Annotated in this window: 18 protein-coding genes; 15 read left to right on the top strand and 3 right to left on the bottom strand. The window is 58.2% G+C overall.

Annotation, left to right across the window (positions count from 1 at the left end; translation table 11 throughout):
* The first annotated feature begins 323 nt into the window (after positions 1-323).
* From FBZ97_RS18340 to FBZ97_RS18380, 8 genes are all read left to right on the top strand, one after another.
* Positions 324-1,337, top strand: a complete 1,014-nt coding sequence (locus FBZ97_RS18340) for a UDP-glucuronic acid decarboxylase family protein (protein ID WP_145321323.1) — start codon at positions 324-326, stop codon at positions 1,335-1,337.
* A complete protein-coding gene (gene galE, locus FBZ97_RS18345; RefSeq protein ID WP_113353333.1) occupies positions 1,337-2,323 on the top strand; it encodes a UDP-glucose 4-epimerase GalE in 987 nt (328 codons plus the stop codon). The genes FBZ97_RS18340 and galE overlap by 1 nt, the downstream gene beginning before the upstream one ends.
* On the top strand, positions 2,320-4,149 hold the full coding sequence (locus FBZ97_RS18350; protein WP_246661136.1) for a glycosyltransferase family 2 protein: 1,830 nt from the start codon (positions 2,320-2,322) through the stop codon (positions 4,147-4,149). The genes galE and FBZ97_RS18350 overlap by 4 nt, the downstream gene beginning before the upstream one ends.
* Before the next feature lie 38 nt (positions 4,150-4,187).
* On the top strand, positions 4,188-5,606 hold the full coding sequence (locus FBZ97_RS18355; protein ID WP_113353334.1) for a UDP-glucose/GDP-mannose dehydrogenase family protein: 1,419 nt from the start codon (positions 4,188-4,190) through the stop codon (positions 5,604-5,606).
* Positions 5,603-6,142, top strand: coding sequence for a DUF995 domain-containing protein (locus FBZ97_RS18360; protein ID WP_113353335.1), 540 nt, complete (start codon positions 5,603-5,605; stop codon positions 6,140-6,142). Before FBZ97_RS18355 ends, FBZ97_RS18360 begins: the two co-directional genes overlap by 4 nt.
* 17 nt (positions 6,143-6,159) lie before the next feature.
* Complete coding sequence (locus tag FBZ97_RS18365; protein ID WP_113353336.1) at positions 6,160-7,107, top strand: glycoside hydrolase family 26 protein; 948 nt, start codon at positions 6,160-6,162, stop codon at positions 7,105-7,107.
* 30 nt (positions 7,108-7,137) lie between these two features.
* Complete coding sequence (locus FBZ97_RS18370; protein WP_113353337.1) at positions 7,138-7,635, top strand: DUF995 domain-containing protein; 498 nt, start codon at positions 7,138-7,140, stop codon at positions 7,633-7,635.
* A 1,139-nt stretch (positions 7,636-8,774) separates the two neighbouring features.
* Positions 8,775-9,722 (top strand): AraC family transcriptional regulator, encoded by a 948-nt coding sequence (locus tag FBZ97_RS18380; protein ID WP_233788493.1) that lies wholly within the window; start codon positions 8,775-8,777, stop codon positions 9,720-9,722.
* 146 nt (positions 9,723-9,868) lie between these two features.
* On the opposite strand, the gene FBZ97_RS18385 is transcribed toward FBZ97_RS18380, so the two are convergent.
* Positions 9,869-10,876: a LacI family DNA-binding transcriptional regulator gene (locus FBZ97_RS18385; protein WP_145321321.1), complete on the bottom strand. Its 1,008-nt coding sequence runs from the start codon at positions 10,874-10,876 to the stop codon at positions 9,869-9,871.
* Positions 10,877-11,195: 319 nt separating this feature from the next.
* Between FBZ97_RS18385 and FBZ97_RS18390 the strand changes: the two genes are divergently transcribed.
* The 3 genes from FBZ97_RS18390 to FBZ97_RS18400 all read left to right on the top strand — a co-directional run bounded on the left by FBZ97_RS18390 (position 11,196) and on the right by FBZ97_RS18400 (position 14,876).
* Complete coding sequence (locus FBZ97_RS18390) at positions 11,196-12,182, top strand: sugar ABC transporter substrate-binding protein (RefSeq protein WP_113353341.1); 987 nt, start codon at positions 11,196-11,198, stop codon at positions 12,180-12,182.
* A 167-nt stretch (positions 12,183-12,349) separates the two neighbouring features.
* Positions 12,350-13,870 (top strand): sugar ABC transporter ATP-binding protein, encoded by a 1,521-nt coding sequence (locus tag FBZ97_RS18395; protein ID WP_113420880.1) that lies wholly within the window; start codon positions 12,350-12,352, stop codon positions 13,868-13,870.
* Positions 13,854-14,876 (top strand): ABC transporter permease, encoded by a 1,023-nt coding sequence (locus tag FBZ97_RS18400; protein ID WP_112338060.1) that lies wholly within the window; start codon positions 13,854-13,856, stop codon positions 14,874-14,876. The genes FBZ97_RS18395 and FBZ97_RS18400 overlap by 17 nt, the downstream gene beginning before the upstream one ends.
* 44 nt (positions 14,877-14,920) lie before the next feature.
* Here FBZ97_RS18400 and FBZ97_RS18405 read toward each other — a convergent pair whose 3' ends face one another.
* Positions 14,921-17,947 carry a glycoside hydrolase family 38 C-terminal domain-containing protein gene (locus FBZ97_RS18405; protein ID WP_145321318.1) on the bottom strand — a complete coding sequence of 1,009 codons (3,027 nt, stop codon included), beginning with the start codon at positions 17,945-17,947 and terminating at the stop codon, positions 14,921-14,923.
* A gap of 253 nt (positions 17,948-18,200) precedes the next feature.
* The gene (locus FBZ97_RS18410) at positions 18,201-19,100 is read right to left on the bottom strand and encodes a LysR family transcriptional regulator (protein WP_113331799.1); all 900 of its coding nucleotides are present in this window, start codon (positions 19,098-19,100) and stop codon (positions 18,201-18,203) included.
* Between the two features lie 110 nt (positions 19,101-19,210).
* Here FBZ97_RS18410 and FBZ97_RS18415 point away from each other — a divergent pair, with 110 nt between their 5' ends.
* The 4 genes from FBZ97_RS18415 (at position 19,211) to FBZ97_RS18430 (ending at position 22,944) form a co-directional block, all read left to right on the top strand.
* Positions 19,211-20,293, top strand: a complete 1,083-nt coding sequence (locus FBZ97_RS18415; RefSeq protein ID WP_113353343.1) for a 4-oxalomesaconate tautomerase — start codon at positions 19,211-19,213, stop codon at positions 20,291-20,293.
* A gap of 47 nt (positions 20,294-20,340) precedes the next feature.
* Entirely contained in the window at positions 20,341-21,342 is a 1,002-nt protein-coding gene (locus FBZ97_RS18420; protein ID WP_145321316.1) for an ABC transporter substrate-binding protein, read from the top strand.
* Between the two features lie 74 nt (positions 21,343-21,416).
* A complete protein-coding gene (locus tag FBZ97_RS18425; RefSeq protein ID WP_173002534.1) occupies positions 21,417-22,187 on the top strand; it encodes an ABC transporter ATP-binding protein in 771 nt (256 codons plus the stop codon).
* The gene (locus tag FBZ97_RS18430; protein ID WP_113331803.1) at positions 22,171-22,944 is read left to right on the top strand and encodes an ABC transporter permease; all 774 of its coding nucleotides are present in this window, start codon (positions 22,171-22,173) and stop codon (positions 22,942-22,944) included. The genes FBZ97_RS18425 and FBZ97_RS18430 overlap by 17 nt, the downstream gene beginning before the upstream one ends.
* Positions 22,945-23,043: the final 99 nt, after the last annotated feature.

Below are 23,043 nucleotides of genomic sequence, written 5' to 3' on the forward strand. Positions count from 1 at the left end.
CGGAGATAAATAACAATACTCATTGATATCTCTAAATTATCTTACGATACTAATGTATATATGAATTCTATAGTAAAAACTTCAGTTTAAATCGCACGCCCAATGTAAATTATTTTAAATTAATACATCAGCGCTGATAGCGACAAAAATGGACAGAATGTAAAACTTCTGCATTCCTTGATAACGACAGCATAGTTAAACGTTAGTAAACTATAGCCATAAATTGCAGAAATAATTCCCAGTTGTAAACAGCCTACAACAAGGGCGGAAGTCTTACTTCGCCTTGATACTCGGCTGCGTGTCTAAAGTACCGGGAGGGTTTGATGGGCATAGCGTTCAAATCTGCAGGCATCACTCCAAAAAATACCAAGAGACGTACGATTCTTGTTGCGGGAGGCGCGGGGTTCCTCGGCTCGCACCTTTGCGACCGGCTTCTGCAGGATGGTCATGAAGTCATCTGCGTGGATGACTTTTCAACCGGGCGGATGGACAATTTGTGGCATCTGCTTCGCTACGACACGTTCAGCTTTATCCGCCACGACGTCATAACGTCACTCGATCTGCCTGTCAGCGAGATCTACAATCTGGCCTGCCCGGCATCTCCACCGCACTATCAGGCCGATCCGATCCATACGATGAAGACATGCGTTTTCGGCTCGCTCAACCTGCTGGAGCTAGCCGCTCATCACCAGGCGCGCATCTTCCAGGCCTCCACATCGGAGATCTATGGAGATCCCCAGGTACATCCGCAGCCTGAGAACTATTGGGGCAACGTCAATTCCTTCGGCCCCCGCTCGTGCTACGACGAAGGCAAGCGTTCCGCCGAAACGCTTTTCCGTGACTTTCACGCTAAGCACGGCGTCGACATCAGGATTGCCCGTATCTTCAACACCTATGGGCCGCGCATGCGCCCCGACGACGGCCGCGTCGTATCCAATTTCATCGTCCAGGCACTCAGGGGCCAGGACATCACGGTCTATGGCGATGGCTCCCAGACGCGCTCGTTCTGCTATGTCGCCGACCTGATCGATGGTTTCGTCCGCCTTATGGCCGACCAAACGGTCATCCATACGCCTGTTAATCTCGGTAATCCGGGGGAATTTACCGTGCGTGATCTTGCCGAACAGGTGATCGCGATCACCGGCTCCAGCTCAAAGATCGTCCATAAGCCCTTGCCGGTCGACGATCCGCGTCAGCGCCGGCCCGACATCAGCGTCGCGAAACGCGAACTGGGATGGGAACCGTCGGTCGCGCTAGCGGATGGGCTGAAGTCCACCATCGCCTACTTCGAACGGCAGCTGGTTCGTCCAAGCAGCGAGCTTTTCGAGGTTGCGTGATGGCCAGGCAAAAAATACTCGTCGTGGGTGGCGCCGGCTTCATCGGCAGCCACACCGCGAAACTCCTTCATCGCCAGGGCTTCGAGCCCGTCGTCTATGACAATCTCTCGACGGGCCACCTGACCTCCGTGCGCTGGGGGCCCTTCGTCCAAGGCGATATTCTCGACACGCCCCGCCTTGTTGAGGCGATCGATGGCCACAGGCCTGCGGCGGTCATACATTTCGCCGCCTCGGCCTATGTCGGCGAGTCGGTTGAAAATCCCGCGAAATACTACGCCAACAATGTCACCGGCACGCTGTCGGTTCTAGAGGCGTGCCGCCGCGCGCAAGCCAATAGGCTGATCTTTTCATCGAGCTGCGCGATATACGGAATTCCCGCCCATCTGCCGATCCGCGAATGCGAGACGCCTCGACCCATCAATCCCTATGGCAGAACGAAGCTGATTGCCGAACACATGCTCGCCGACTATTCAGCCGCATACGGACTTTCCTATGTGGCACTACGCTACTTTAACGCCTCGGGCGCCGATCCCGAACGGGAACTGGGCGAATGGCATGATCCCGAAACGCATCTCATTCCACGCGCGTTGCTGGCGGCGGCCGGCGCGATCGAAACCTTGGAAGTCTATGGAGACGATTACGACACGCCGGATGGTACCTGTGTGCGCGACTATATCCACGTGCTGGATCTCGCCAGGGCGCATGTCCTGGCAGTCGAGTATCTATTGGCTGGTGGTGACAATCTTGCCGTCAATCTGGGAACAGGGCACGGCACGTCGATCAAGGAGATCGTCGGGGAGATCGAACGCGTTTGCGGACGCAAGGTTCCCATCGCCATGCACGGGCAGCGACCGGGCGATCCGCCTGTCCTTTATGCCGCTTCCGAACTTGCCGCCGAGAAACTCGGCTTCCACGCTCTGCATTCGAATATCGAAACAATCATCCGGACCGCGGCTCCCTTCTTCGGACTGGAGATGCGAGGATGACATCGATCCGGACACGAGCTGAAGCAATGAAGGAAAGGGCGTTGATGACGCCGGTCCTGCGGGGTCGCCAGCGCGCGGAATATGTCGCTTGCGCCACGCTATGGCTCGCGGCGCTTGTCTATTTCTGGAGCTGGTGGTTTACACCCGCACACCATGTCGACCCGATGGGATCGGTCTTGCTGACCCTGGTGCTTGCCTGGGTGACGATCATTCCAGCCTATTTCATCATCGTCTTCTTTCGCGCCGAAAAGCCGACGGGGCAATTGCGGCTTCCCGCCGGCAGCCGCATCGCCATGGTCGTCACCAAGGCACCATCGGAGCCCTTCGCGGTGGTGGCCCGGACGTTGGATGCCATGCTGGCACAGAATGTGCCGCACGACACCTGGCTCGCGGATGAAGATCCGTCACCCTCGACGCTGGATTGGTGCCGCAAACATGGCGTCCAGGTATCCACCCGCAGGGGCCGCGAAGATTATCACCGCCAGACCTGGCCGCGGCGCACCCGCTGCAAGGAAGGCAATCTCGCCTTCTTCTACGATCACTACGGCTATGAAGGCTATGATTTCGTCGTGCAGCTCGATGCCGATCATGTGCCCGAGCAAGGCTATCTTTTTCAGATGCTTCGCCCCTTCGCCGATCCGGCGGTCGGCTATGTCTCCGCGCCGAGCATCTGCGATCGGAATGCCGGTGAAAGCTGGTCGGCACGCGGCCGTCTCTATGCGGAAGCCAGCATGCACGGATCGCTTCAGGTGGGGTTCAATCACGGGCTGTCGCCGCTTTGCATCGGCTCGCACTACGCCGTTCGCACCAAGGCCCTGAAGAGCATTGGCGGTCTAGGCCCAGAGCTGGCGGAAGACCACTCCACCACGCTGATGATGAATGCGCACGGCTGGCGTGGCATTCATGCGCTCGATGCCATTGCGCATGGCGATGGCCCGCGCACCTTTGCCGATCTCATCACCCAGGAGTTTCAGTGGTCGCGCAGCCTGATGATGATCCTGCTGCAATATTCGCCAAGCTTGATCAAGCGGCTGCCGCTGCGTCTCAAGATCCAGTTCCTGTTTTCGCAGCTCTGGTATTCTCTTTTCTCGCTCTTCATGGCGCTGATGTTCGTCATGCCCATCATCGCGCTTGTTAGAGGCAGGACCTTCGTCGATGTCTCCTATCCCGATTTTCTGCTGCACTTCGTGCCGCAATCCGTTCTGCTGATCCTGTTCGCTTATCGCTGGCGCAGTACGCATACGTTCAGGCCGGCCAATGCCAGGATCCTGAGCTGGGAGATGACATTGTTCCTGTTTGCCCGCTGGCCGTGGGCACTCGTGGGCGCTCTGGCTGCCATTCACGATCGGGCGACCGGATCGTTCGTGGATTTCCGCGTCACGCCGAAAGGCACATCGGAGGTCGATCCGCTGCCGTTCCGGGTCCTTGCACCCTATGGCTTTCTCTCTCTCGCCTCCATCTTGCCGGTGCTATCCGTCAGCGCGGAGGAGAGCAGCGGCTTTTATATCTTCGCAACGATGAATGCCGCCATCTACACTTTGCTGCTGCTGGTCATCATCGTCCAGCATGCGCGTGAAAACACGCTCGGCGCGAACAAGCGCTTTTATCGGCCAGCGCTCGCCAGCGCTCTGCTTGCTCTGACGGCGCTGCCATTTGTCGGCATCATGGAGCACGGCCGCGCCGGAGTACAATCACTGATTTGGGACACCGACGGCTACGTGCTGTTCGACAATCGCTTTTCGGTGGCGGGCGCCGGCATTGGCGGGCGTGGACTGCACAGAATGGTGCTCAATCCGCACTGGCACGTGAGTGACACGGACAATTGAGGTTCATGACGGGAAGGACGCTATTGGCGGGAACGCACATGAAGATAGCTGTTATTGGAACCGGATATGTGGGCTTGGTCAGCGGCACATGCTTCGCCGAATGGGGCAATCGTGTCGTCTGTGTGGACAAGAATGCCGATAAGATCGCCGCCCTTCGTCACGGCAGGATTCCGATCTACGAACCGGATCTCGACGAGCTGGTGGAACGAAACTATGCCGCGGGACGGCTGGACTTCACTTGCGACATCGCAAAGGCGGTCGAAGGAGCAGCCATCGTCTTCATAGCGATCGCTGCGCCCCCGCATCCAGGACAGGCGGATGTCGACCTTTCCTTCATTTACCAGGCAGCGCGCGAGCTCGCGGCGCTTATCTCGGCTGATAGTATCGTGGTGATAAGATCGACGGTGCCGGTCGGAACCGGCGACGCCGTGCACAGGATCATCAGCTCGGTCCGGACGCCTGGCACCTTCGCCGTCGCCTCCAATCCGGAATTTCTGCGCGAAGGCATTGCGGTGCAGGATTTTCTCGCTCCGGACCGCATCGTCCTGGGCGTGGAGGAGGAATGGGCCTGCAAACGGCTTGTCGAGCTCTATGATGTCCCGATCGAGCGCCAGAATACGCCCGTCATCATCACGATGCGTCGGACGGCTGAGCTGATCAAGCATGCCGCCAATGCCTTTCTCGCCACGAAGATCACCTTCATCAACGAACTTGCCGATCTTTGCGAGGAGATGGGCAGCGATGTCGGAGAGCTGGCGCTCGGTATGGGGCTCGACAAGCGCATCGGGGCAAGCCTCCTTGCCGCCGGCCCTGGCTATGGCGGCTCATGCTTCCCCAAAAGCGCGCTTGCGTTGTTGCAGACGGCGCAGGACCATGGCGTGGCGTTGCGTATCGTCGAGGAAACCCTTGCCGTCAACGAGATGCGCAAGCGGCGCATGGCACGGAAGGTCAGCAAGGCACTTGGCGGCGATATTGACGGCCTGACCATCGCCATTCTCGGCCTGACCTTCAGACCCGATACCGACGACATGCGCGACGCGCCCTCCGTGCCGCTCATCGAAACCCTGCAGCGCCTGGGTGCCCGCATCCGGGCATATGACCCCGTCGGCATCGAGAATGCAGCAAAAGTCCTCAGCAGCGTCGATTTCCACGAGGATCTTTATGAATGCGCGAGAAACGCGGATGCCGTCGTCGTCATGACGGAATGGGACGCCATCCGAAAGATCGACCTGGCCCAGCTCAAGAAGAAACTGCGCCAGCCTGTTCTCATAGATCTGCGAAATGCGCTGGATGCGGAAGCCGCCCGCCGGATTGGCTTTCACGTCTGCTCCATAGGTAAGTCGGCAAGCACACATAGCAGCCTGCGCGATATCGCCAAACGACGAAACCGGCAGCGAGCCGTAAAGGCGGCAACCCCAAAGCTCGTTCCAATCCACGATACGGGAGAAGCAATATGAAGCCATTAAGGACACAGACCTCCCTGGTCCCCGCCGCATCGCTGGCATGTGCGATCGTGCTTGGACTTGCAGCGGGGAGCAATACGGCCTTGGCCGCAACGACCACCAAGGTGCCGGATGGAGCAAGACCCATGACGGCGGTTGAACTTTACATGCTCTATCACGACAAGAGCTGGCGCTGGCCTGATGGTGCTGGCCGAATGCAGGATACCGACCGTCGGTTTTCTGCCTGGGTCGACGGGACCAACGGACAATCCTGGGCTGAAGGCCGCTGGGCTGTGACGGACACCGGCCGTCTGTGTCTCGAGGCAACCTGGCACGCCACGAACGGCCAGTTTCCCGCCAAGACCTGCTTCATCCATCGCATTCTCGATGGAACGATCTATCAGAAACGCGAGACTGGCGGAGCATGGTTCGTGTTTCGCCATCCCGTCACCAAGAAAACCGACGAGGCGACAAACTTGATCGCCGATGATCTGGTCTCACAACGACTGGAGGCCTTGAAGACCTCTTTGACCGTCCACAAGACCGAATAGAGGAAGGAGGCAAAGCTATGAAAACTCTATCAAAGCTGACGACGGCCTTGCTTGCGGCTGGCGCCCTCTGCGGGGGCGTATACGCTGCCAGCAACGGCCTGGACGCGAAGGCCGAGACTCGGCCTCTCTTCAACGACAAGAGGCCGATCATCACACCCCAATCGCTGCCGGGGGGTGCCTATGATCCCAACGGGGACTTTTCCAGTGACCCCAATCCGAAGATCGAGCATCTTTTCCTGCCTTGGGAAGACGTCGATCTGTCGACGCTGAGTACGGCAGACGATTATGCCCGCAAGCGTGGGCGTTCGCTGCTGATCACCATCGAGCCCTGGTCATGGGCCCGCGACTGGCGCGTCACGCCTACCGATCTACTCAATGGAATTCTGGCGGGCCACTATGATTCCAACATGACGGCGATCTGCTCGGCGGCCGCGAAGCTCAATGCACCCGTCACCATTCGCTGGGCGCAGGAAATGGATGAGAAGAACGGGCAGTTCACCTGGGCCTACTGGAATGCGGAGGAGTATGTGAAGGCCTACAGGCACGCCGTCACCGTCTGCCGCAAGAGCCTTCCCTCGGCGAAGTATATGTGGTCGCCGATGGGCAAGGATGGGCTTGAAGCCTATTATCCCGGCGATTCATTCGTCGACGTCGTCGGGCTGTCGGTCTTCGGTTACCAGCCGTTCGATCAGCGCAAGCTCGGGCGAGATTCGACCTTCGTGGAAGCGACCAAACCCGGCTACGACCGTGTGAAACGCTTCAAGAAGCCGATCGTGATCGCGGAACTGGGCTACCAGGGCAACGAGGCCTATGTTCACGCGTGGGCCGAGGAAGCCAACAAGCCGCATTCCGAATTCCCTGACCTGAAAGCGGTGGTCTACTTCAACGACCGTGAAGTCTATCCCTGGCCGGATGGTCTGGGCAGGCCGGATTGGCGCGTCGCCACGCCGCCTCTCTTGAATTGACCGCGATGATGAAAGATTGAGGAGAAACCCATGTCTTGGTTCCGTTTCATCATCCTGAACGCCATGTTCGCGATGCTGCTGGCCGGCACCGCGAACGCGGCGACACAGCATCAAATCGATCGAATGACAGCGCGTGCGGCCCATCAAGCCATGCCAATGAGCGCCAAGGAACTGAAAAAGCTCTACTCGGGACGTTCCTGGATATGGAAGGACGGGGCCGGCTTCTTCTCGCGTCATCACCGTCGATTTACAGCCTGGTCGCATACGGGCGCTCAAAAATCCTACGCAAGGGGCATCTGGTATGCGACCGATCGCGGTAGGCTCTGCATGAGCGCTGTCTGGTACAGCAAGAAAAGTGCCGCACCCAACGTGTCCTGCTTCCTGCATCGCAAGAAGGCCGGGATCATCTATCAGAAACGAGCATCAGGCGGAAAATGGTATGTGTTCCGTCATAATCCGATCAAACATGATGACGAAGTTCTGAAACTGCGGCCGGGCGACTATGTTCGCAGACATCTGCCCGGTTGAAGTCGAATACTCACATAGGGGCTTTCTTTTGGATAGCGGGCGGCATGCGTCTCACCTGTTCCGTCGAACCGCCATCCGGGAAATGCCCCTATTCTTTGCCGCGCGCAGTGCGTGGCATCAGCCGGCTCAACTCAAAATGCGCTGCGATTGTAGCAATGCGACGTTCTTCCAAATCCACTTGGTGTGCAGATATAAGGAGAACCTTTGAAGTAATTCTCGGCGGAAACCGAAGTCGTCCTGGTAAGTGAACTTCCGCTATAGAAGACGACATTGTCCTTTTGATACTTCTTCATGTACAACTGCACAGTCTTATTCTTCACGTGCACATTCTCGGCAGCATTTGCAGTTTCATGCATGACCACCGAAGATGCAATCGCAAGTATTATCGATAAAGAGACGCCGACCTTTCGATTACCTGCGGATAAATTGCAAGAGTTCTTCCAAAAACTCATAAGTTTACTCTCCTTGACAAGTTTCCTTCGTGTATTTCAGCGGAAAATATTTAAGCAACTTCTATAAATATCTTGAAAATATTAATGAAATCTGCTTAATTTCCCCTTACAGCCTTCGGGGCGGGGACCTGCGACAATGCTGCCTGCGATGATAATAACTTGGCGCGACATTCGGCGGATGCACAGAGCCTCGGCTCAGACATCCACAGACTTCTTTGGTTTGCCGGCCAAGGCGCACCGCGAGGCAGAATTCTTTGCTCAAGACATGAAACGATCACTTTCCTTATGTCCGTCCGCCAACCGGCGGGCGCCCGGATGGACTGAAATTCAGGCTGTTTTGCGACAATTGGGAAAGATCGTAACCGGACAAGGCCTGTACTTTCCGCGCGCGACCCATTTTGGGCGTCGATCACCTATAGGGGCCCGTCCCCTCCATCCGCCCGCGGTAAGGATACCGCCGCGACTGCCAGCCGATTTGGCACGTTTTGTCGAAAGGCCGCCACGATGATGTGGAACAAGACCGAGACTACAGCCGGACAACCAGCTTTTGTCGAAAGGCGCCGGTGGCCCCGCATTTCCGAAGCTCCAATTTGCGGCAAGACCACGGATGTGCCAGAGCTCGTGTCACTGCCATTCTCCACGTCCCATGAGGCTCCCAGTCAGCAATTCCCGGCTTGGCAGAAGCATATGGCGCCGCTGATAGACGCGTATCTTCCCGAAAGCGGCCAGGCCGGAGAAGGTTTCGTGGCATCTCAAACCGTCTGGAATCTTGAAGGGGCGCTTCTCATCCAGCAGCAAACGCCAGCCTTCAGCTATGAACGCTCTCCGGAGAAACTACGCTTCAGCGCCATAGATCATTGGCAAATCACATTCCTGCGCACGGGCAAGACATGGACCAGCGTCAATGGACATGTGGTCGAAAACGAGCCCGGGATGATGGAAATCCGGGCACTTGGCTGCCCGTTTTATGGCCGCACCATAAGCGCACAATCCGTTACCCTCATTCTACCTTGCGATTTGTTCGCCGATCATGGCGGACTGCCTGGAGCAAGCAACAACATCGTCCTGGGGGGCGCGCGCGTCAAGCTGCTGGCCGACTACATCGCTTTTCTCGAAGCGAACCTCAACCGTTTGACAAGGGATGATCTACACAGTGTACGCAACCAGCTGCAAGAGATGATATTTCATAGCGTCACGCCGCTGGTGGATGGCCATGCGATCGGCGATCGCAGCTCTGAGATCGGACTGATGACGAAAGCGCGTCGCTTTATTCAGAGCAATCTCGGATCAGCGGAGCTCACGCCGGAAGCGTTGAGCCGTGAATTGGCAATCTCCCGGACCAGACTGTACGAATTGTTCCAGGCATCGGGTGGCGTGTTAAACTACGTGCGCAGAAGACGCCTCCTGGCCGCACGCGCAGCACTAGCCGACCTGAACAATGGTCAGAAAATTGCTGATATCGCAAGTAATCTTGGCTTCGAATCGGCAGCCAACTTCAGCAGGGCCTTCACACATGAATTCGGCTACAGCCCAAGCGAAGTCCGCAGGCATAGCGGGGAATGCAAGGTAGAGCATCTACCACGCGTGACGAAGACATCCAGCTTCAGCGACTGGCTTAATACACTGGGTATTTGACGGGTACAAACAATGCAGTGGCAAGACAATTTCGACGCAGTTCGGACGCTGCTGAACACATGTCTCACGGACAATAGCGGATAAAGACATGCATGTAGTTCATCAATATTTAGGTGTAGTGTCATCCACAACCACGGCATCATCTTTTAATCCGGTTGTGGTGAGGACGTTGTTTCCCCCTGAGTAATCTCACAGGCCAGCAGGAGTGGTTTGCCGAGCGCCGGGGCATCCTGCTTGCCCAACAAAACGGCGACCGCCGCTGCCGCTATTTCCTGAATCGGCTGCTTCACTGTGGTCAGGCGTGGTATTGTCATGCTCGCGAGCGGAATACCATCAAAGCCGACGATGGAAAGGGCAGCCGGGATTGGGATCCCCAAATCATGGGCTGCACGCATGCAACCGATCGCCTGTTGGTCGGAACTTGCAAAGATGGCAGTTGGGCGCTCGTGGCGGGCGCGCGCGAGAAGATAGTTTCCAGCGGACCGCCCGCTTTCATAATCGAAAGCCGCTTCCGCGATCAGCGGCGCCGCGTTCTGCTCGCCATCGCCGGCCAACTTCATCGCATCGAGATAGCCCCGGAGGCGATCATTGGCTGGGACGGAGTCTTTGGGACCCGAAATGAAGCCGATGCGGCGATGGCCAAGCTTCACAAGATGCTCGACGCCGAGGCGCACGCCGCTGCGATGATCGGCGGCAATGCCGGAATATCCCGGCAGGAGACGGTCGACGATGACGATTGGCAGGCCCTTCGGCGGCTTGAGCGCATGGAAATCATTGCTCGGAACAAGGATGATGCCGTCCACCTTCCGACTTGTCAGCTGGCCGATGCGATCCGCTTCCTTGGCCGCGTGATCGAAAGAGGTCATGACGATGATGTTATAGCCATGCTTCGCCGCCGCTTGCTCCGCGGACTGGACGAGTTCCGAGAAGAAGGGATTGGTGAGATCGGGAATGATGATGCCGATGAGACGGCTGACCTTGCCGCGCATGCTTCTGGCAGAAGGATCGGGCGTATAACCGAGCTCTTCGATGATGCTTCTGACCCGTGCCCTCAATTCATCCGTCACGGAAGGATGGTCATTCAAAACCCTTGAGACGGTCCCGGTGGAAACCCCCGCCAGCTTGGCAACGTCTCGAATTCCAACCTTCGGCATAAGGAACCAATATCCCTTCATTTCACCTTCCGGACCATGGAGGCGCCTGAGCAGCCTCTCAGCTAATGGTCTCTGCCGCCTTAGTCAAAGGGCTTCATGTCAAGCCGATCCTCCACCGCGAAAGCAACGCCAGCCCGATGGAAACGGTTCATCATACCCATCTTCCGAGGCCGGTAAAGCTCCAAATTTACCTGTTTTTCACCGCCAAATCGGCGCCTTGACAATTCCTGGCGGCATGATACCCAATATACGTGGAAACGGTTCATTGTCGCAGACAACTCAGGTGGAGCTGAGCCCAGGACCGTTCGGGAGGAAAGAAATGACCAATTCTAAAAAACGCGAATCCGTCTTGATCAACACCAAGCGGCGTACGGCGCTGAAATTGGGGCTTGCCGGCACCCTGGCGCTCGCGCTGTCCTGCGGCGTGTCGCCCGCCTTTGCCGCCAGCAAGCCGAAAGTCGGGCTGATCATGAAGTCTCTATCCAATGAGTTCTTCAAACAGATGAAGGCCGGCGCCGACAAATATGCGGCCGAAAACAAGGATAAGTTCGACTTCAAGGCCGTCGGCATGAAGGACGAACGGGACTTCGCGGCCCAGGTCGATGCCGTCGAGAACTTCGTCACGCAGAAATACGACATCATCGTCGTCGCGCCGGCCGATTCCAAGGCCATGGCCACGCCGCTTGCAAAGGCGGTGAAAGCTGGCGTGAAGGTCATCAACATCGACGTGCCGCTCGATGCCGATGCCAAGAAGGCGGCCGGTATCGATCTCGCCTTCTTCGGGCCGGATAACACGGCCGGCGCCAAGCTTGCAGGCGATGCGCTCGCCAAGGATCTTGGTCCGGGCGCGAAGGTGGTGATCCTCGAAGGCAATCCCGAGGCCGACAATGCCAAGGAGCGCAAGGCAGGCTTCATGGACTCCATCAAGAACGGCAAGCTCGAGCTTCTCGACAGCAAGACCGCGCATTGGGAGACGGAAGAAGCCAACACCGTGATGACGAATTTCCTGACCAAGTACAAGGATATTCAGGGCGTCATGGCCGCCAACGACTCCATGGCGCTTGGCGTGGTCAAGGCTCTCGACGCGTCAGGCCAGGCGGGCAAGATCAAGGTCGTCGGCTTCGACAATATTCCGTCCGTCAAACCGTTGCTCAAGGATGGCAAGATGCTGGCGACCGTCGAACAGTACGGCGCGGAAATGGCGGCCATGGGCATCAAGTATGGCCTTCGCGAATATGCCGGCGAAAAATTCACCGGCTGGGTCAAGACGGATGTGACACTCGTCACCGCCAAGGATCTCAAATAGTCGATAAACCAGCCTTGCGGATAAGGATGTGCTGGCATTTGCCGGCGCATCCACTTTCCGATCGATCTTCTAGTCGGCCTTTTACCGCGAGGCGTTAGGCCCAGCGGAAGGCGGCGCGAGGAAGATCGCCATCTCCGATTCAAAACGGAAACGCTGATGAGGTGGACGTGCCAGAGACTGTAGATGACGCCATCCTGAAGTTGGAAGGAATAGGCAAGCGCTTCCCGGGCGTCGTGGCCCTGAAGGATGTCTCGATAGAGATCGGTCGTGGCAAGGGTCACATTCTTCTTGGCGAAAACGGCGCCGGCAAATCGACCCTGATCAATCTGCTTGGCGGCGTCTTCAAGCCGGATGATGGCCGCATCCTGTTTGACGGTAAAGCCTATCATCCGTCGTCTCCGCTGGAAGCGTTCCAGGCGGGCATCCGGGTCATTCACCAGGAGCTGCACCCACTTTCCAATCTTACCGTTGCCGAAAACCTGCTCTTTGAGCATCTACCGCGCCGATACGGCCTGGTAAATTATAAGCAAATGAATGCCAGGGCGACGGAACTGCTGGCGGAAGTCGGCCTCAACGTGGCGCCGACGACGCTTGCCAGCAGCTTGAGCGTCGCCCAGCTTCAGCTTCTCGAAATCGCCAAGGCGCTGTCCAATGAAAGCAAGCTTCTCGTCCTCGATGAGCCGACGGCGACCCTAACCTCGAAGGAAGTCGACCGCCTCTTTGAGATTCTGAAGCGACTGAAGGCGCGCGGTGTCACCACGCTTTACATATCGCACAGGCTCGAAGAGATCTTCGAGGTGGGCGACGACGTGACCATCCTGCGCGATGGGCAGCATGTGATGACGCGGCCGCTCGAAGGGCTTGGAATTCCAAAAATCGTCGAACTCATGGTCGGGCGCGAACTCGCGCAGCATGACGCCTTTCGCGGCGACAGCGCCATCTCCGGCGAGGCGCTCGGCGTCTCCGGCCTCAAAGTGACGAACCATAGCCCGGAGCTGTCATTTTCCGTCGCCAAGGGAGAGATCGTCGGCATTGCCGGGCTTGTCGGCAGCGGCCGCACCGAGGCGGTCCGGGCCATATTCGGCGCCGATATCAAGGCGGCCGGCGAAATCCGCATAGACGGCGAGCCGGTCGAGATTGCCTCGCCCAGGGACGCCGTAACCGCAGGACTATGTCTCGCGACCGAAGACCGCAAGATTCAAGGTCTCATGCTCGATATGAGCTGCGCGCAAAACAGCACCATCACCAATCTCGGTAAGATCTCCCGCAACGGATTGATTTTGCGCAAGGCGGAGGATGATTCCGCCCAGCGCCTCGTGCGTGAATTGCGGATAAAGACACCATCCATCCATCAGGCCGTCAGGACATTTTCGGGTGGCAACCAGCAGAAAGTCGTCATCGCCAAATGGCTGTTTCGCGGCCCCAAGGTGTTGATCTTCGACGAGCCGACCCGAGGCATCGATGTCGGCGCCAAGGCGGAGATCTACGAGCTCCTGTGGAAATTTGCCGCCGAGGGGAAAGGCGTCCTCGTCGTATCTTCGGACCTGCCGGAACTGATGAGCATTTGCCATCGCATCATCGTCTTCTCGGACGGCAAGATAGCCGGGGAAATACCCCGAGAGCAATTTGACGAGAGCAGGATCCTCTCGCTCGCTTACAAGGAGTACAGTCGTGTCCGGCAACATTGAAAAGACGACCGAGGCGAAAGAGGCCAGCGTCTGGGACAAGCTCATCCGGATCTCGATGAAAGAGGCCGGCGTCGCTATCGCCCTAGTCCTGATCTTGATCTTCTTCTCACTGACGGCGCCTTATTTCGCGACGCCGGAGAACTTCCTGAAGATCTTCGTGCAGATCGCTATCAACACCGTGCTTGCCGCCGGCATGACCTTCGTCATCCTCACGGGCGGCATCGATCTTTCCGTCGGATCGCTGCTGGCACTTTGCACGGTCATCGGCGCGACGATCATGATCGATCCGCGGTTTTCTCCGTGGCAGGCGATCGCTCTTGCATCGCTCGCCTCGATGGGGGCCGGCGCGATCCTGGGCGCCATCAATGGATGGATATGCGAGAAGTGGAAACTTCCATCCTTCATCGTCACGCTCGGCATGCTCAACGTCGCGAGCGGCCTTGCGCGTGTCGTCAGCGACAACTCCACCATCACCGGCCTGCCGCAGCCCTTCGTCGATTTCGGCAATCTGATTTTCTGGGGTGTTCTTCCCTCGATCTTCCTGATCGCGATCGTCGTCGTCCTCATCGGCTGGTTCGTGCTGCGCTACACCGTATTCGGACGTTTCGTCTTCGCGATCGGCACCAATGAGGAGGCGGTCCGCCTCTCGGGCCATGAACCGAAAAAATACAAGATAGCAGTCTTCACCATCTCCGGACTGACCGCCGGCATTGCCGCCATGGTCTATCTGCTACGCCTCAATGTCGGCAGTCCGGTCGCCGGCATTGGCTATGAATTGAACGCCATCGCGGCCGTGATTATCGGAGGCACCAGCCTATCCGGCGGCAAGGGCTCGATCATCGGGACACTGGTTGGCGCCTGTATTCTGCAGGTGCTGTCGACGGGGTTGCAGCTCTTGGGCGCCGACGACAACATCAAGCCGATCGTCATCGGCGCCGTCATCGTGCTCGCAGTCATTCTCGACAGCTATCGCGGCCGGCTCATGCGGATCCTGGAGAGCCGCTGACAGGGCGGCTCTTTGGAGCAGGTAGGCGCCGAATTAATCTATCGTCAGGTCCGCTGCAACTTCCATGTCCGGATTTCGAACGGCATGATATCGGCTGGACCGGTGCGTTCGATCGGCTCCTCCAAAATGTTCAGCGACCCCGAAGCCTGCCATCCCGACGGCAGCGTCAGAGAGAGACGGCCGCGCCGACCGGCCGATTCGTAAAGCCGCAGTATAAGGCCCTCGCCTTCCTCGGCCGGCTTCAGGCCTGAGAAGGCGACCGGCGTGCCTTCGATGTCAATTGGCGACAGGGTGCCTGCCGCAAGACCGCTTGCCTCCATGCTGACCAGCGGCTGGTTGAGATCGATCGCCTCCGATAGGACGCCGCCGTCATACCAGGCGCCCTCATGCGGCATCAGCGCATAGGTAAAACTCTGCTGGCCTTCGTCGGCGAGCGGGTCGGGATAGATTGGCGAGCGTACGAGGCTCATGCCGATGACATTGCCGCGGGCGCTATGACCATATTTAGCGTTGTTGAGCAATGCGACGCCGAAACCGGGCTCGCTCAGATCGACGAAGCGGTGCGCCGCCGCCTCGAACATCGCCTGCTCCCAGGAGGTGTTGGTATGCGTCTGCCGCTCGACGACGCCAAAGGCGCATTCGAAAGTCGCGGTGCGTGACCGCACGGCGACCGGATTCAGGGTTCTGAGCAGCGTTCGCCGATCATGCCAATCGATGGTCGTCTCGATATCCAGTCTCCGGGCATTGGCCGTCAGAACATACAACTGGGTCACGGTCGAGTTGCGATATCGATAGACGACTTGGATCGCGGCGCGATGCGGCCCCTCCTCGACCAAGGCAATGCTCTCCGGCTGTTCGAGCCGGATGCCTTTCTCGGCATAATCGGCATCCACGTCCCACGCATCCCAGTTGCGTGGCTTGTCGGCGGGATAGACCCAGAGCTGGTTGGCGGCCCCTTCGATCGCCTCCCGCCCCGTTGCCTTGTGAACAAGACTCGAGACGGCTCCGTCCTGACCGATGACGATAGACAAATGCTCGTTTTCGAGGTGATTGCTATCGGCTTTCAGAACCCCGGCCGGCCTTATCGCCTCGCGATCGAAGACCGCGACGGAAAGAGGCGCGATGGGATCAGCGGAGGCCAGAACCGTTCCATCAGACAGCAATGCGGTGAGCGGGCGCGCCGACAAAGACGGGTTAACGACGACAAGCGCATCGGCGACCCCGCCAAGAGGAAGATGGGCCGACAGCGTCTTCAGGGCACTTGCCTGCTCCGCCTTGGCCTTGCCGATTACGTCGTCAAGTTCCCGCTCGGCATCCACGTAGACCTCGCGAATACTCGATCCGGGAAGGATATCGTGAAACTCGTTTTTCAGAACGACGCGCCAATCGGCCTCAAGACTTTGAGGTTTGGCGGCGCCCAGCATATGGGCGAGCGAGGCCAGCGTCTCCGCCGTGATCAGGGCGCGTTCGGCCTGGCGATGCTTGCGCTTGACGCCGCTTTGCGTCGTCAGCGTTGCGCGATGGAGTTCGAGGTAGATTTCGCCATCCCAGACCGGAAGTTCCTTGTCCTTAGCGGTGAGGTGCGCCTTTTCGTAAAAACTCTTTACCGTCCCCCAGCGCGCCTTCGGGATCGCCGGGAAGTCGCGCAGCTGTACCTCACGCTCGACCATCTCCGGCGTGACGCCTCCACCGCCATCGCCGTAGCCGACGGCCAGCAACGAGGTGTCGTGCTGCGTCTTGCCGCGGAAATTCTTCCAGGTCGGCACGAAGCAATCCGGTTGCACGAAGCCGTTGTAGCCTTGCATGGGATTGTCGAATGTATGGGTCAACACCTTGCTGCCATCGAGCCCCTTCCACCAGAAGAGATCGGACGGAATGTGATTGGTTTCGCTCCAGTTCACCTTGATCGTGAAGAAGCTATCGATGCCCCCAAGCCGCAGGATTTGCGGCAAGGCACCTGAAAAGCCGAAACAATCCGGCAGCCAGCAGACGCTATGACGCAGGCCGAAATGCTTTTCGAAATAGCGCTGACCATAGAGAACCTGGCGCACGAGGCTCTCGCCGGTCGGCATGTTGGTATCCGGCTCGACCCACATGCCGCCGACGGTTTCCCATTTTCCCTCGGTAACTTTCTTCTTAATGCGCTCGAGCAGTTCCGGATCGTCCTCTTCCATCTGCGCATAATATTGGGCGGTCGATTGATTGAAGCGGAAATCGTCGGAGCGTTCCATCAGCGAAAGCGCTGTATTGAAGGTGCGGCGCATCTTGCGACGCGTCTCGCCATAGGGCCAAAGCCAGGCCAGATCGATATGGGCATGGCCCGTCAGCAGCAGCTCGCCATTTTGCGGGAAACGCGCCTGAAGCTCTTTCAGCTGGGCCAGCAGGCGATCATAAGCAGCGGCGGCGGAAGCGCTCTGCGCGTCGCTGAGACCGGCCGGATCGCCCTGAAGTTCCGGCAGCTCCCAGATCTTCTGCTGCATTGCCGCCCCTCCGGTGCGCGAGATATAGGCTGATGTCTCCGATGGCCAGTCGAGACTGCGCAGCGCCCGTTCGGCGGCATCGATCAGATGCGGCACGGCTTCATGGCCATCGAGAATATCGGCAGCCTCGCCGATCTGCTGCAGCAGAAGATGCAACCGGTGGACGGCCTCATCCAGCCAGATCAATCGCGCCTTGTTCAGCTTCGGCGCCCTATTGGGCTCGCCGAAGGGAAAACGCGCGACGCTCTCGGTTGTGATCTGGAAGTCGCGACCCTTGATCGGAAACTCTTGGTGATAGGGGTCCAGACCGAAGGTCTCCGCTTCGCCATCAGGGTAACGCAGCGTCAGCAGGCTCTCGCCGCCAAGATCGAGCTGCAGGCGGGTTTGTTCAAGCGGCCAGTCCCGCGGCCCCGTTGCCTTGGCGGCAAAGCGAACCGTCCCTTCACGATGCGGCCAGTCCTGATGATGCGCAATCGGCTCCCCATCGAAGGTCCAGCCGTCGATCGCGAGACTTTTCCTGTCGCGCCAATGCGCAAGCTCCGTAGTGCGGACTTTCAGGCGATCAAGGCGTTGGGCAATAGTGAGGGACATTGGCGGATCCTATCGGGAAATCGGCAACTGACGACGGGGGAGAAAATAAATCAGCGCGAGTTGATCGCCGGCCCCGCGCCCCTCTCCCTCCCAGCGGATCGCATAGCCCAAGTTTAGATTAAGTAACTTTGTTTTGGCGTCAAGGCGTACGGAAATAAGTTGCAAGAGTTTTGTGTGCCTCGACCCGGACACGTTCGAACTGCACCGAGCCGCTACCAGCGCTTGACCTTAACACGCGGAATAGAGAAGTGCCCTAAATCTGTCGCCACGCCCCGATCAGCATGCGCATGAAATGCTCTGCAGCGGGGGACAAGGTGCCTCCGCGGCGGCGCACAATGCCGATGGTGCGCGAGATCTCGGGGTTTCTGATGGGACGCGTGATCAGGAAGGGATGTTCTCCCTGGGGGGTCGCCATTTTCGGCAGCACGGAAATCCCGAGCCCCGCCTCCACTAGGCCGAGCGATGTGGAAAGATGGGTCACTTCGTAAAACCAGTTGAGCTTGATGTTGGATCTGGCCAGAGCGGCATCGAGCAAAGTCCTGTTGGCGCTCGAGCGATGAACCGTAATGAGGGGATAAGGCTCGAGATCCTGCCATCGGACCTCTTTCTTTTCCGCTAGCGGATGGTCCCGCTTGGCCGCCAGGACAAACGGGTCTTCCGCTAGCCTCTCGAAGACCAGATCGCTGTCCGAGCTTCCCATGATATTGATTCCGAATTCGACTTCGCCGCGCGCCACAGCCTGAAGTGCTTCGGTCGCAGTCAGATCGAGGATCCGAAGCCGGATATTCGGATATTCATGGTTGAACTGGCGGATGACGGAAGGCAGGAAATAAAATGCTGCCGTCGGCAGGCATGCAATCGTTACCAGGCCTCCGCGCTTGGCTCCCAGTTCCCGCATCGAAAACAGCGAACCGTCGAATTCTTCGAGCATACGCTGCACCAGAGGCACGAGTTCGGTTCCAAGAGCGGTGGCCGCGACATGGCGCGTCGTCCTTTCCAGCAGCGGCGCGCCGATCGCCTGCTCCAGCTTTTGAATGCGGCGGCTGAGCGCCGGTTGCGACATGTTCAGCTGATCGGCCGCGCGATGAAAGCCCTGCAGCTCGACCACGGCGAGGAAGGCTCTAAGGTCAAGGATCTCACAATTGATGTTCATTTCGTATCAATGTCCTCGATTTTAGCATTTCACATATCAATCATTAATTCCATAATAGCAATAACAAGGCGAATTAATACGATAATCACATCATATGGCGAGAAAAACGCATGAATGATTTACTCTCCATACCGTGTGTCCTGATGCGGGGTGGCACCTCGAAAGGCCCGTTCTTTCTGGCGTCGGACCTGCCACAGGACCCGGCCGAGCGGGATCAGGTGCTTTTGTCCGTGATGGGCTCGGGGCATCCGCTTCAGATCGATGGTATCGGAGGAGGAAATCCGGTCACCAGCAAAGTTGCCATCTGCGGACCGGGAACGGTGCCCGGTGCTGATGTGGACTATCTGTTCGCGCAGGTTCGTGTCGACAGGCAGATCGTCGATACCTCACCCAATTGCGGGAACATGTTGGCGGCTGTTGGGCCGTTCGCGATAGAGGCGGGGCTTGTCCCGGTCGCGGGAGACACCACCCTCGTCAAGATCTTCAACGTCAACACCGGCAAGATGATCGAAGCCGAGGTTCCGACGCCGAATGGTGCGGTCGCCTATCTCGGCGACGCGAGAATTGACGGCGTACCCGGTCAGGCCGCTCCGATCGCGCTCACGTTCAAGGATGCGGCGGGTGCGCGAACGGGTGAGCTTTTTCCAAGCGGCAAATCGACAGAGACGATCGCCGGCATCGATGTGACCTGTATCGATTGCGCGATGCCGATGCTCCTGATCGAGGCAGCCTCGCTTGGCGTGACCGGATACGAGAGCGCTGCCGAACTGAACAGCAATCATTCGTTGATCGAACGGCTGGAAGACCTTCGCATCCTCGCCGGCGAGAAAATGGGAATGGGTGACGTTCGCGGTCAAGTCACTCCGAAACCGGTCCTCATCTCTCCCGCCCGACAAGGCGGCGCATTGAACGTTCGCTACTTCATGCCGAACGAATGCCATCCGTCACTGGCGACGACAGGCGCTGTCGGGATCGCAACGGCCTGTGTAAGCGAAAACACCGTCGCATCCCGCCTTATCGGCGTTCAAACACCGCCTATCGTGCTTTCCATCGAACATCCCAGCGGCCATCTGGACGTGAAGTTGCAGTTGCGGGATGGGAAGCTCGTCGCCGGGATTCTTCGCACGGCGCGCAGGCTGTTCGAGGGCCATGTCTTTGCAAAGCCTGCCAAAACGCTGGTTTGTGCAGCATAATCAATCAACCTATGGTGCCGGGAGGGTGCCAAAATGGAGGAGATCAAATGAAAAAGCTTATTCTCGCACTCGCGGCAGCGGTAGCGCTGTCCGGAACGGCTTTGGCGGAACCTGTTCGCATAAGCGTCGGTTCCTACAACCTCAACAACCTGCCTTTCCCGGTCGCGCAGGGCTTGGGTCTTTATGAGAAAGAAGGGCTGGAGGTTACCGTTGAAAACTTCGCGTCAGGCGGATCGAAGACCTTGCAGGCCCTGGTTGCCGGCTCGACGGACGTTGCTGTCGGCTTTTACGACCATACGATTCAGATGCAGTCGCAGAACAAGCACGTTGTCGCCTTCGTGGAGCTTGGGCGCAATTCCGGGCTCGTTCTGGCCGGCGGCAAGGACGCGAAATTCGATCCGAAAAATCCGGAAACAATCAAGGGCGCCAAGATCGGAATCACCGCTCCGGGCTCATCCTCGGATTTCTTCATTCGCTACTATCTTCAGCGGCATAAGCTCTCGGCGAACGACGTTTCGATCATCGGCGTCGGATCAGGCGCTGCGGCAGTGGCGGCTCTTCAGCAGGGCAAGATCGACCTGCTCGTCAATTATGATCCCGCGGCGACGTTCGTTGTCGAGAAGGGCGTCGGAAAGATCCTGATCGATGCCCGCAACGACGATGGCGCCAAGGAAATCTATGGCGGCATCTATCCGACATCGGTCCTTTACGCCACGCAGGACTACATCTCCAAGAATCCGGAGACCATTCAGAAGGTCACCAATGCAACGGTAAAGGCGCTTCAATGGATGAAGACGCATAGCGCCGCGGAGATTGTCGAAAAGCTTCCGCCGGAATTCATTTCGGGCGACAAGGAGACGTATATCAAGGCAGTTGAAAACGCGCGGCAGATCTTTTCCACGGACGGGCTGCTCGACGAAAAAGATATCAAGACGCCTCTCGATGTCCTGACGTCGTTCAACGACAAGGTCAAGGCTACCAAGATCGACCTTTCCAAGACCTATACCAACGAATTTGTAGCGAAGGTGCCGGCGACGGCATCGAACTAAGGGAGGTTAAGATGTCCGTGACAGCCTTAAAGCCGGCAACACAGACACCTCATGCAGCGGCGGCGTCCAAGGCAATGGTGGCAATCGAAAATGTCACCATGTCCTTTGGCTCCTTCGTCGCGGTCCAGGATGTAAATCTGACGGTGGCCGATGGCGAATTCGTCGCCATCGTGGGGCCGACCGGCTGTGGCAAAAGCACGATCCTGAATGCGATCGCCGGCCTTCTCAAGCCGGCAAAGGGCTCGGTCTCGATTGATGGCGGCGTGGTCTCGGGCGTCCAGAATAACATCGGCTATCTATTTCAGCAGGACGCGCTATTCCCTTGGAAAACCGCGATCGAGAACGTGGAACTAGGCCCCTTGTTCCAAGGTGTCGGCGCTGGCGAGCGCCGGGAGCGGGCCCTCAAATGGCTGGCCAAGGTCGGTCTTAAAGGCTTTGAGGACCGCTATCCGCATCAGCTTTCCGGCGGCCAGCGTAAGCGTGTGCAAATGGCGCAGGCGCTGATAACGGGGCCGAAAGTCATCCTCATGGACGAGCCATTCTCCGCCTTGGACATTCATACCCGGCATCTCATGCAAAATGAACTGCTTCGCCTGTGGCAGGAAGAGCGGCGGGCTGTGGTTCTGATTACGCATGATCTCGAGGAAGCGATTGCCCTGGGGGATCGTGTCGTGGTTCTGGCGTCAGGTCCCCGGTCGCGCGTCATCGACAGTTTCCCTGTCGATCTGGAGCGTCCTCGCGATGTCGCGGAGATCAAGCTCGATCCCCGTTTTACTGACCTCTATCGCAATATTTGGGCTTCCCTGCGCGGTGAAGTGGAGAAAAGCTATGAACGCCATGACTGAGAGACTTACCCAACTGGCATTGCTGCTGGTGATCGTCGGCGGTTGGGAGATCGGCGTGAACCTCGGCGTGGTCGATGTCTTCTTCTTTCCCTCGCCCGTCGATATCATAAAGCAGGTGTTCGCATGGGTTGCCGATCCCAGCTTCTTCAAGCATGTGACCATTACCTTGACCGAAACAGTGCTCGGCTACGTTATCGGCACGGCTCTCGGCGTGGCCGCAGGCGTATGGCTCGGCCTGTCGCGCTCGGCTGCCCGAATCCTGGATCCATTCATCAAAGGCCTGAACGCCATTCCGCGCGTGGTCCTTGCTCCGATCTTTGTCCTTTGGCTCGGTCTGGGGCTTTGGTCCAAGGTGGCGCTCGCTGTCACGCTCGTGTTCTTCGTGACCTTTTTCAACGCGATGCAGGGCGTGCGTGAAGTCAACCCCGTCGTGCTGTCGAACGCCCGTATCCTCGGCGCGAAGAAGTCCGAGCTCCTGCGTCACGTCTATTTCCCGGCCGCGGCGAGCTGGATTCTGTCTTCGCTTCGAACATCCGTGGGGTTCGCGGTCGTCGGCGCCATCATCGGTGAATATCTGGGTGCGTCGGCCGGCCTGGGATACCTCATCGCGCAGGCGGAAGGTAACTTCGATGCCGTCGGCGTCTTCGCGGGCATCTTCATCCTGGCGGTGTTCGTCCTATTGATCGATCTCGTCCTGGATTTCGTCGAAGCTCGCCTGATCAAGTGGCGTCCCCGCGCGGCGGAACGGACCACCTAATTGCGCCACGGTCGGAGAGAGAAGGAAACCGGCGAGCATGTATCCGCACATGTTCGCGGTTCGCCGCAACGAGGCCGGATACGGAAATCGGCAAGAGGG

It is taken from the genome of Rhizobium sp. ERR 942 (genome assembly GCF_007828395.1).
Lineage (GTDB): Bacteria > Pseudomonadota > Alphaproteobacteria > Rhizobiales > Rhizobiaceae > Rhizobium > Rhizobium dioscoreae.

Bases quoted from the DNA above. Each gene is read 5' to 3' on its own strand.
- FBZ97_RS18360 (WP_113353335.1), top strand. From the start codon at position 5,603: ATGAAGCCATTAAGGACACAGACCTCCCTGGTCCCCGCCGCATCGCTG.
- FBZ97_RS18355 (WP_113353334.1), top strand. From the start codon at position 4,188: ATGAAGATAGCTGTTATTGGAACCGGATATGTGGGCTTGGTCAGCGGC.
- FBZ97_RS18390 (WP_113353341.1), top strand. From the start codon at position 11,196: ATGACCAATTCTAAAAAACGCGAATCCGTCTTGATCAACACCAAGCGG.
- galE (WP_113353333.1), top strand. From the start codon at position 1,337: ATGGCCAGGCAAAAAATACTCGTCGTGGGTGGCGCCGGCTTCATCGGC.
- FBZ97_RS18385 (WP_145321321.1), bottom strand. From the start codon at position 10,876: ATGCCGAAGGTTGGAATTCGAGACGTTGCCAAGCTGGCGGGGGTTTCC.
- FBZ97_RS18415 (WP_113353343.1), top strand. From the start codon at position 19,211: ATGAATGATTTACTCTCCATACCGTGTGTCCTGATGCGGGGTGGCACC.
- FBZ97_RS18380 (WP_233788493.1), top strand. From the start codon at position 8,775: ATGGCGCCGCTGATAGACGCGTATCTTCCCGAAAGCGGCCAGGCCGGA.
- FBZ97_RS18370 (WP_113353337.1), top strand. From the start codon at position 7,138: ATGTCTTGGTTCCGTTTCATCATCCTGAACGCCATGTTCGCGATGCTG.
- FBZ97_RS18405 (WP_145321318.1), bottom strand. From the start codon at position 17,947: ATGTCCCTCACTATTGCCCAACGCCTTGATCGCCTGAAAGTCCGCACT.
- FBZ97_RS18420 (WP_145321316.1), top strand. From the start codon at position 20,341: ATGAAAAAGCTTATTCTCGCACTCGCGGCAGCGGTAGCGCTGTCCGGA.
- FBZ97_RS18425 (WP_173002534.1), top strand. From the start codon at position 21,417: ATGGTGGCAATCGAAAATGTCACCATGTCCTTTGGCTCCTTCGTCGCG.
- FBZ97_RS18365 (WP_113353336.1), top strand. From the start codon at position 6,160: ATGAAAACTCTATCAAAGCTGACGACGGCCTTGCTTGCGGCTGGCGCC.
- FBZ97_RS18410 (WP_113331799.1), bottom strand. From the start codon at position 19,100: ATGAACATCAATTGTGAGATCCTTGACCTTAGAGCCTTCCTCGCCGTG.
- FBZ97_RS18350 (WP_246661136.1), top strand. From the start codon at position 2,320: ATGACATCGATCCGGACACGAGCTGAAGCAATGAAGGAAAGGGCGTTG.
- FBZ97_RS18340 (WP_145321323.1), top strand. From the start codon at position 324: ATGGGCATAGCGTTCAAATCTGCAGGCATCACTCCAAAAAATACCAAG.
- FBZ97_RS18430 (WP_113331803.1), top strand. From the start codon at position 22,171: ATGAACGCCATGACTGAGAGACTTACCCAACTGGCATTGCTGCTGGTG.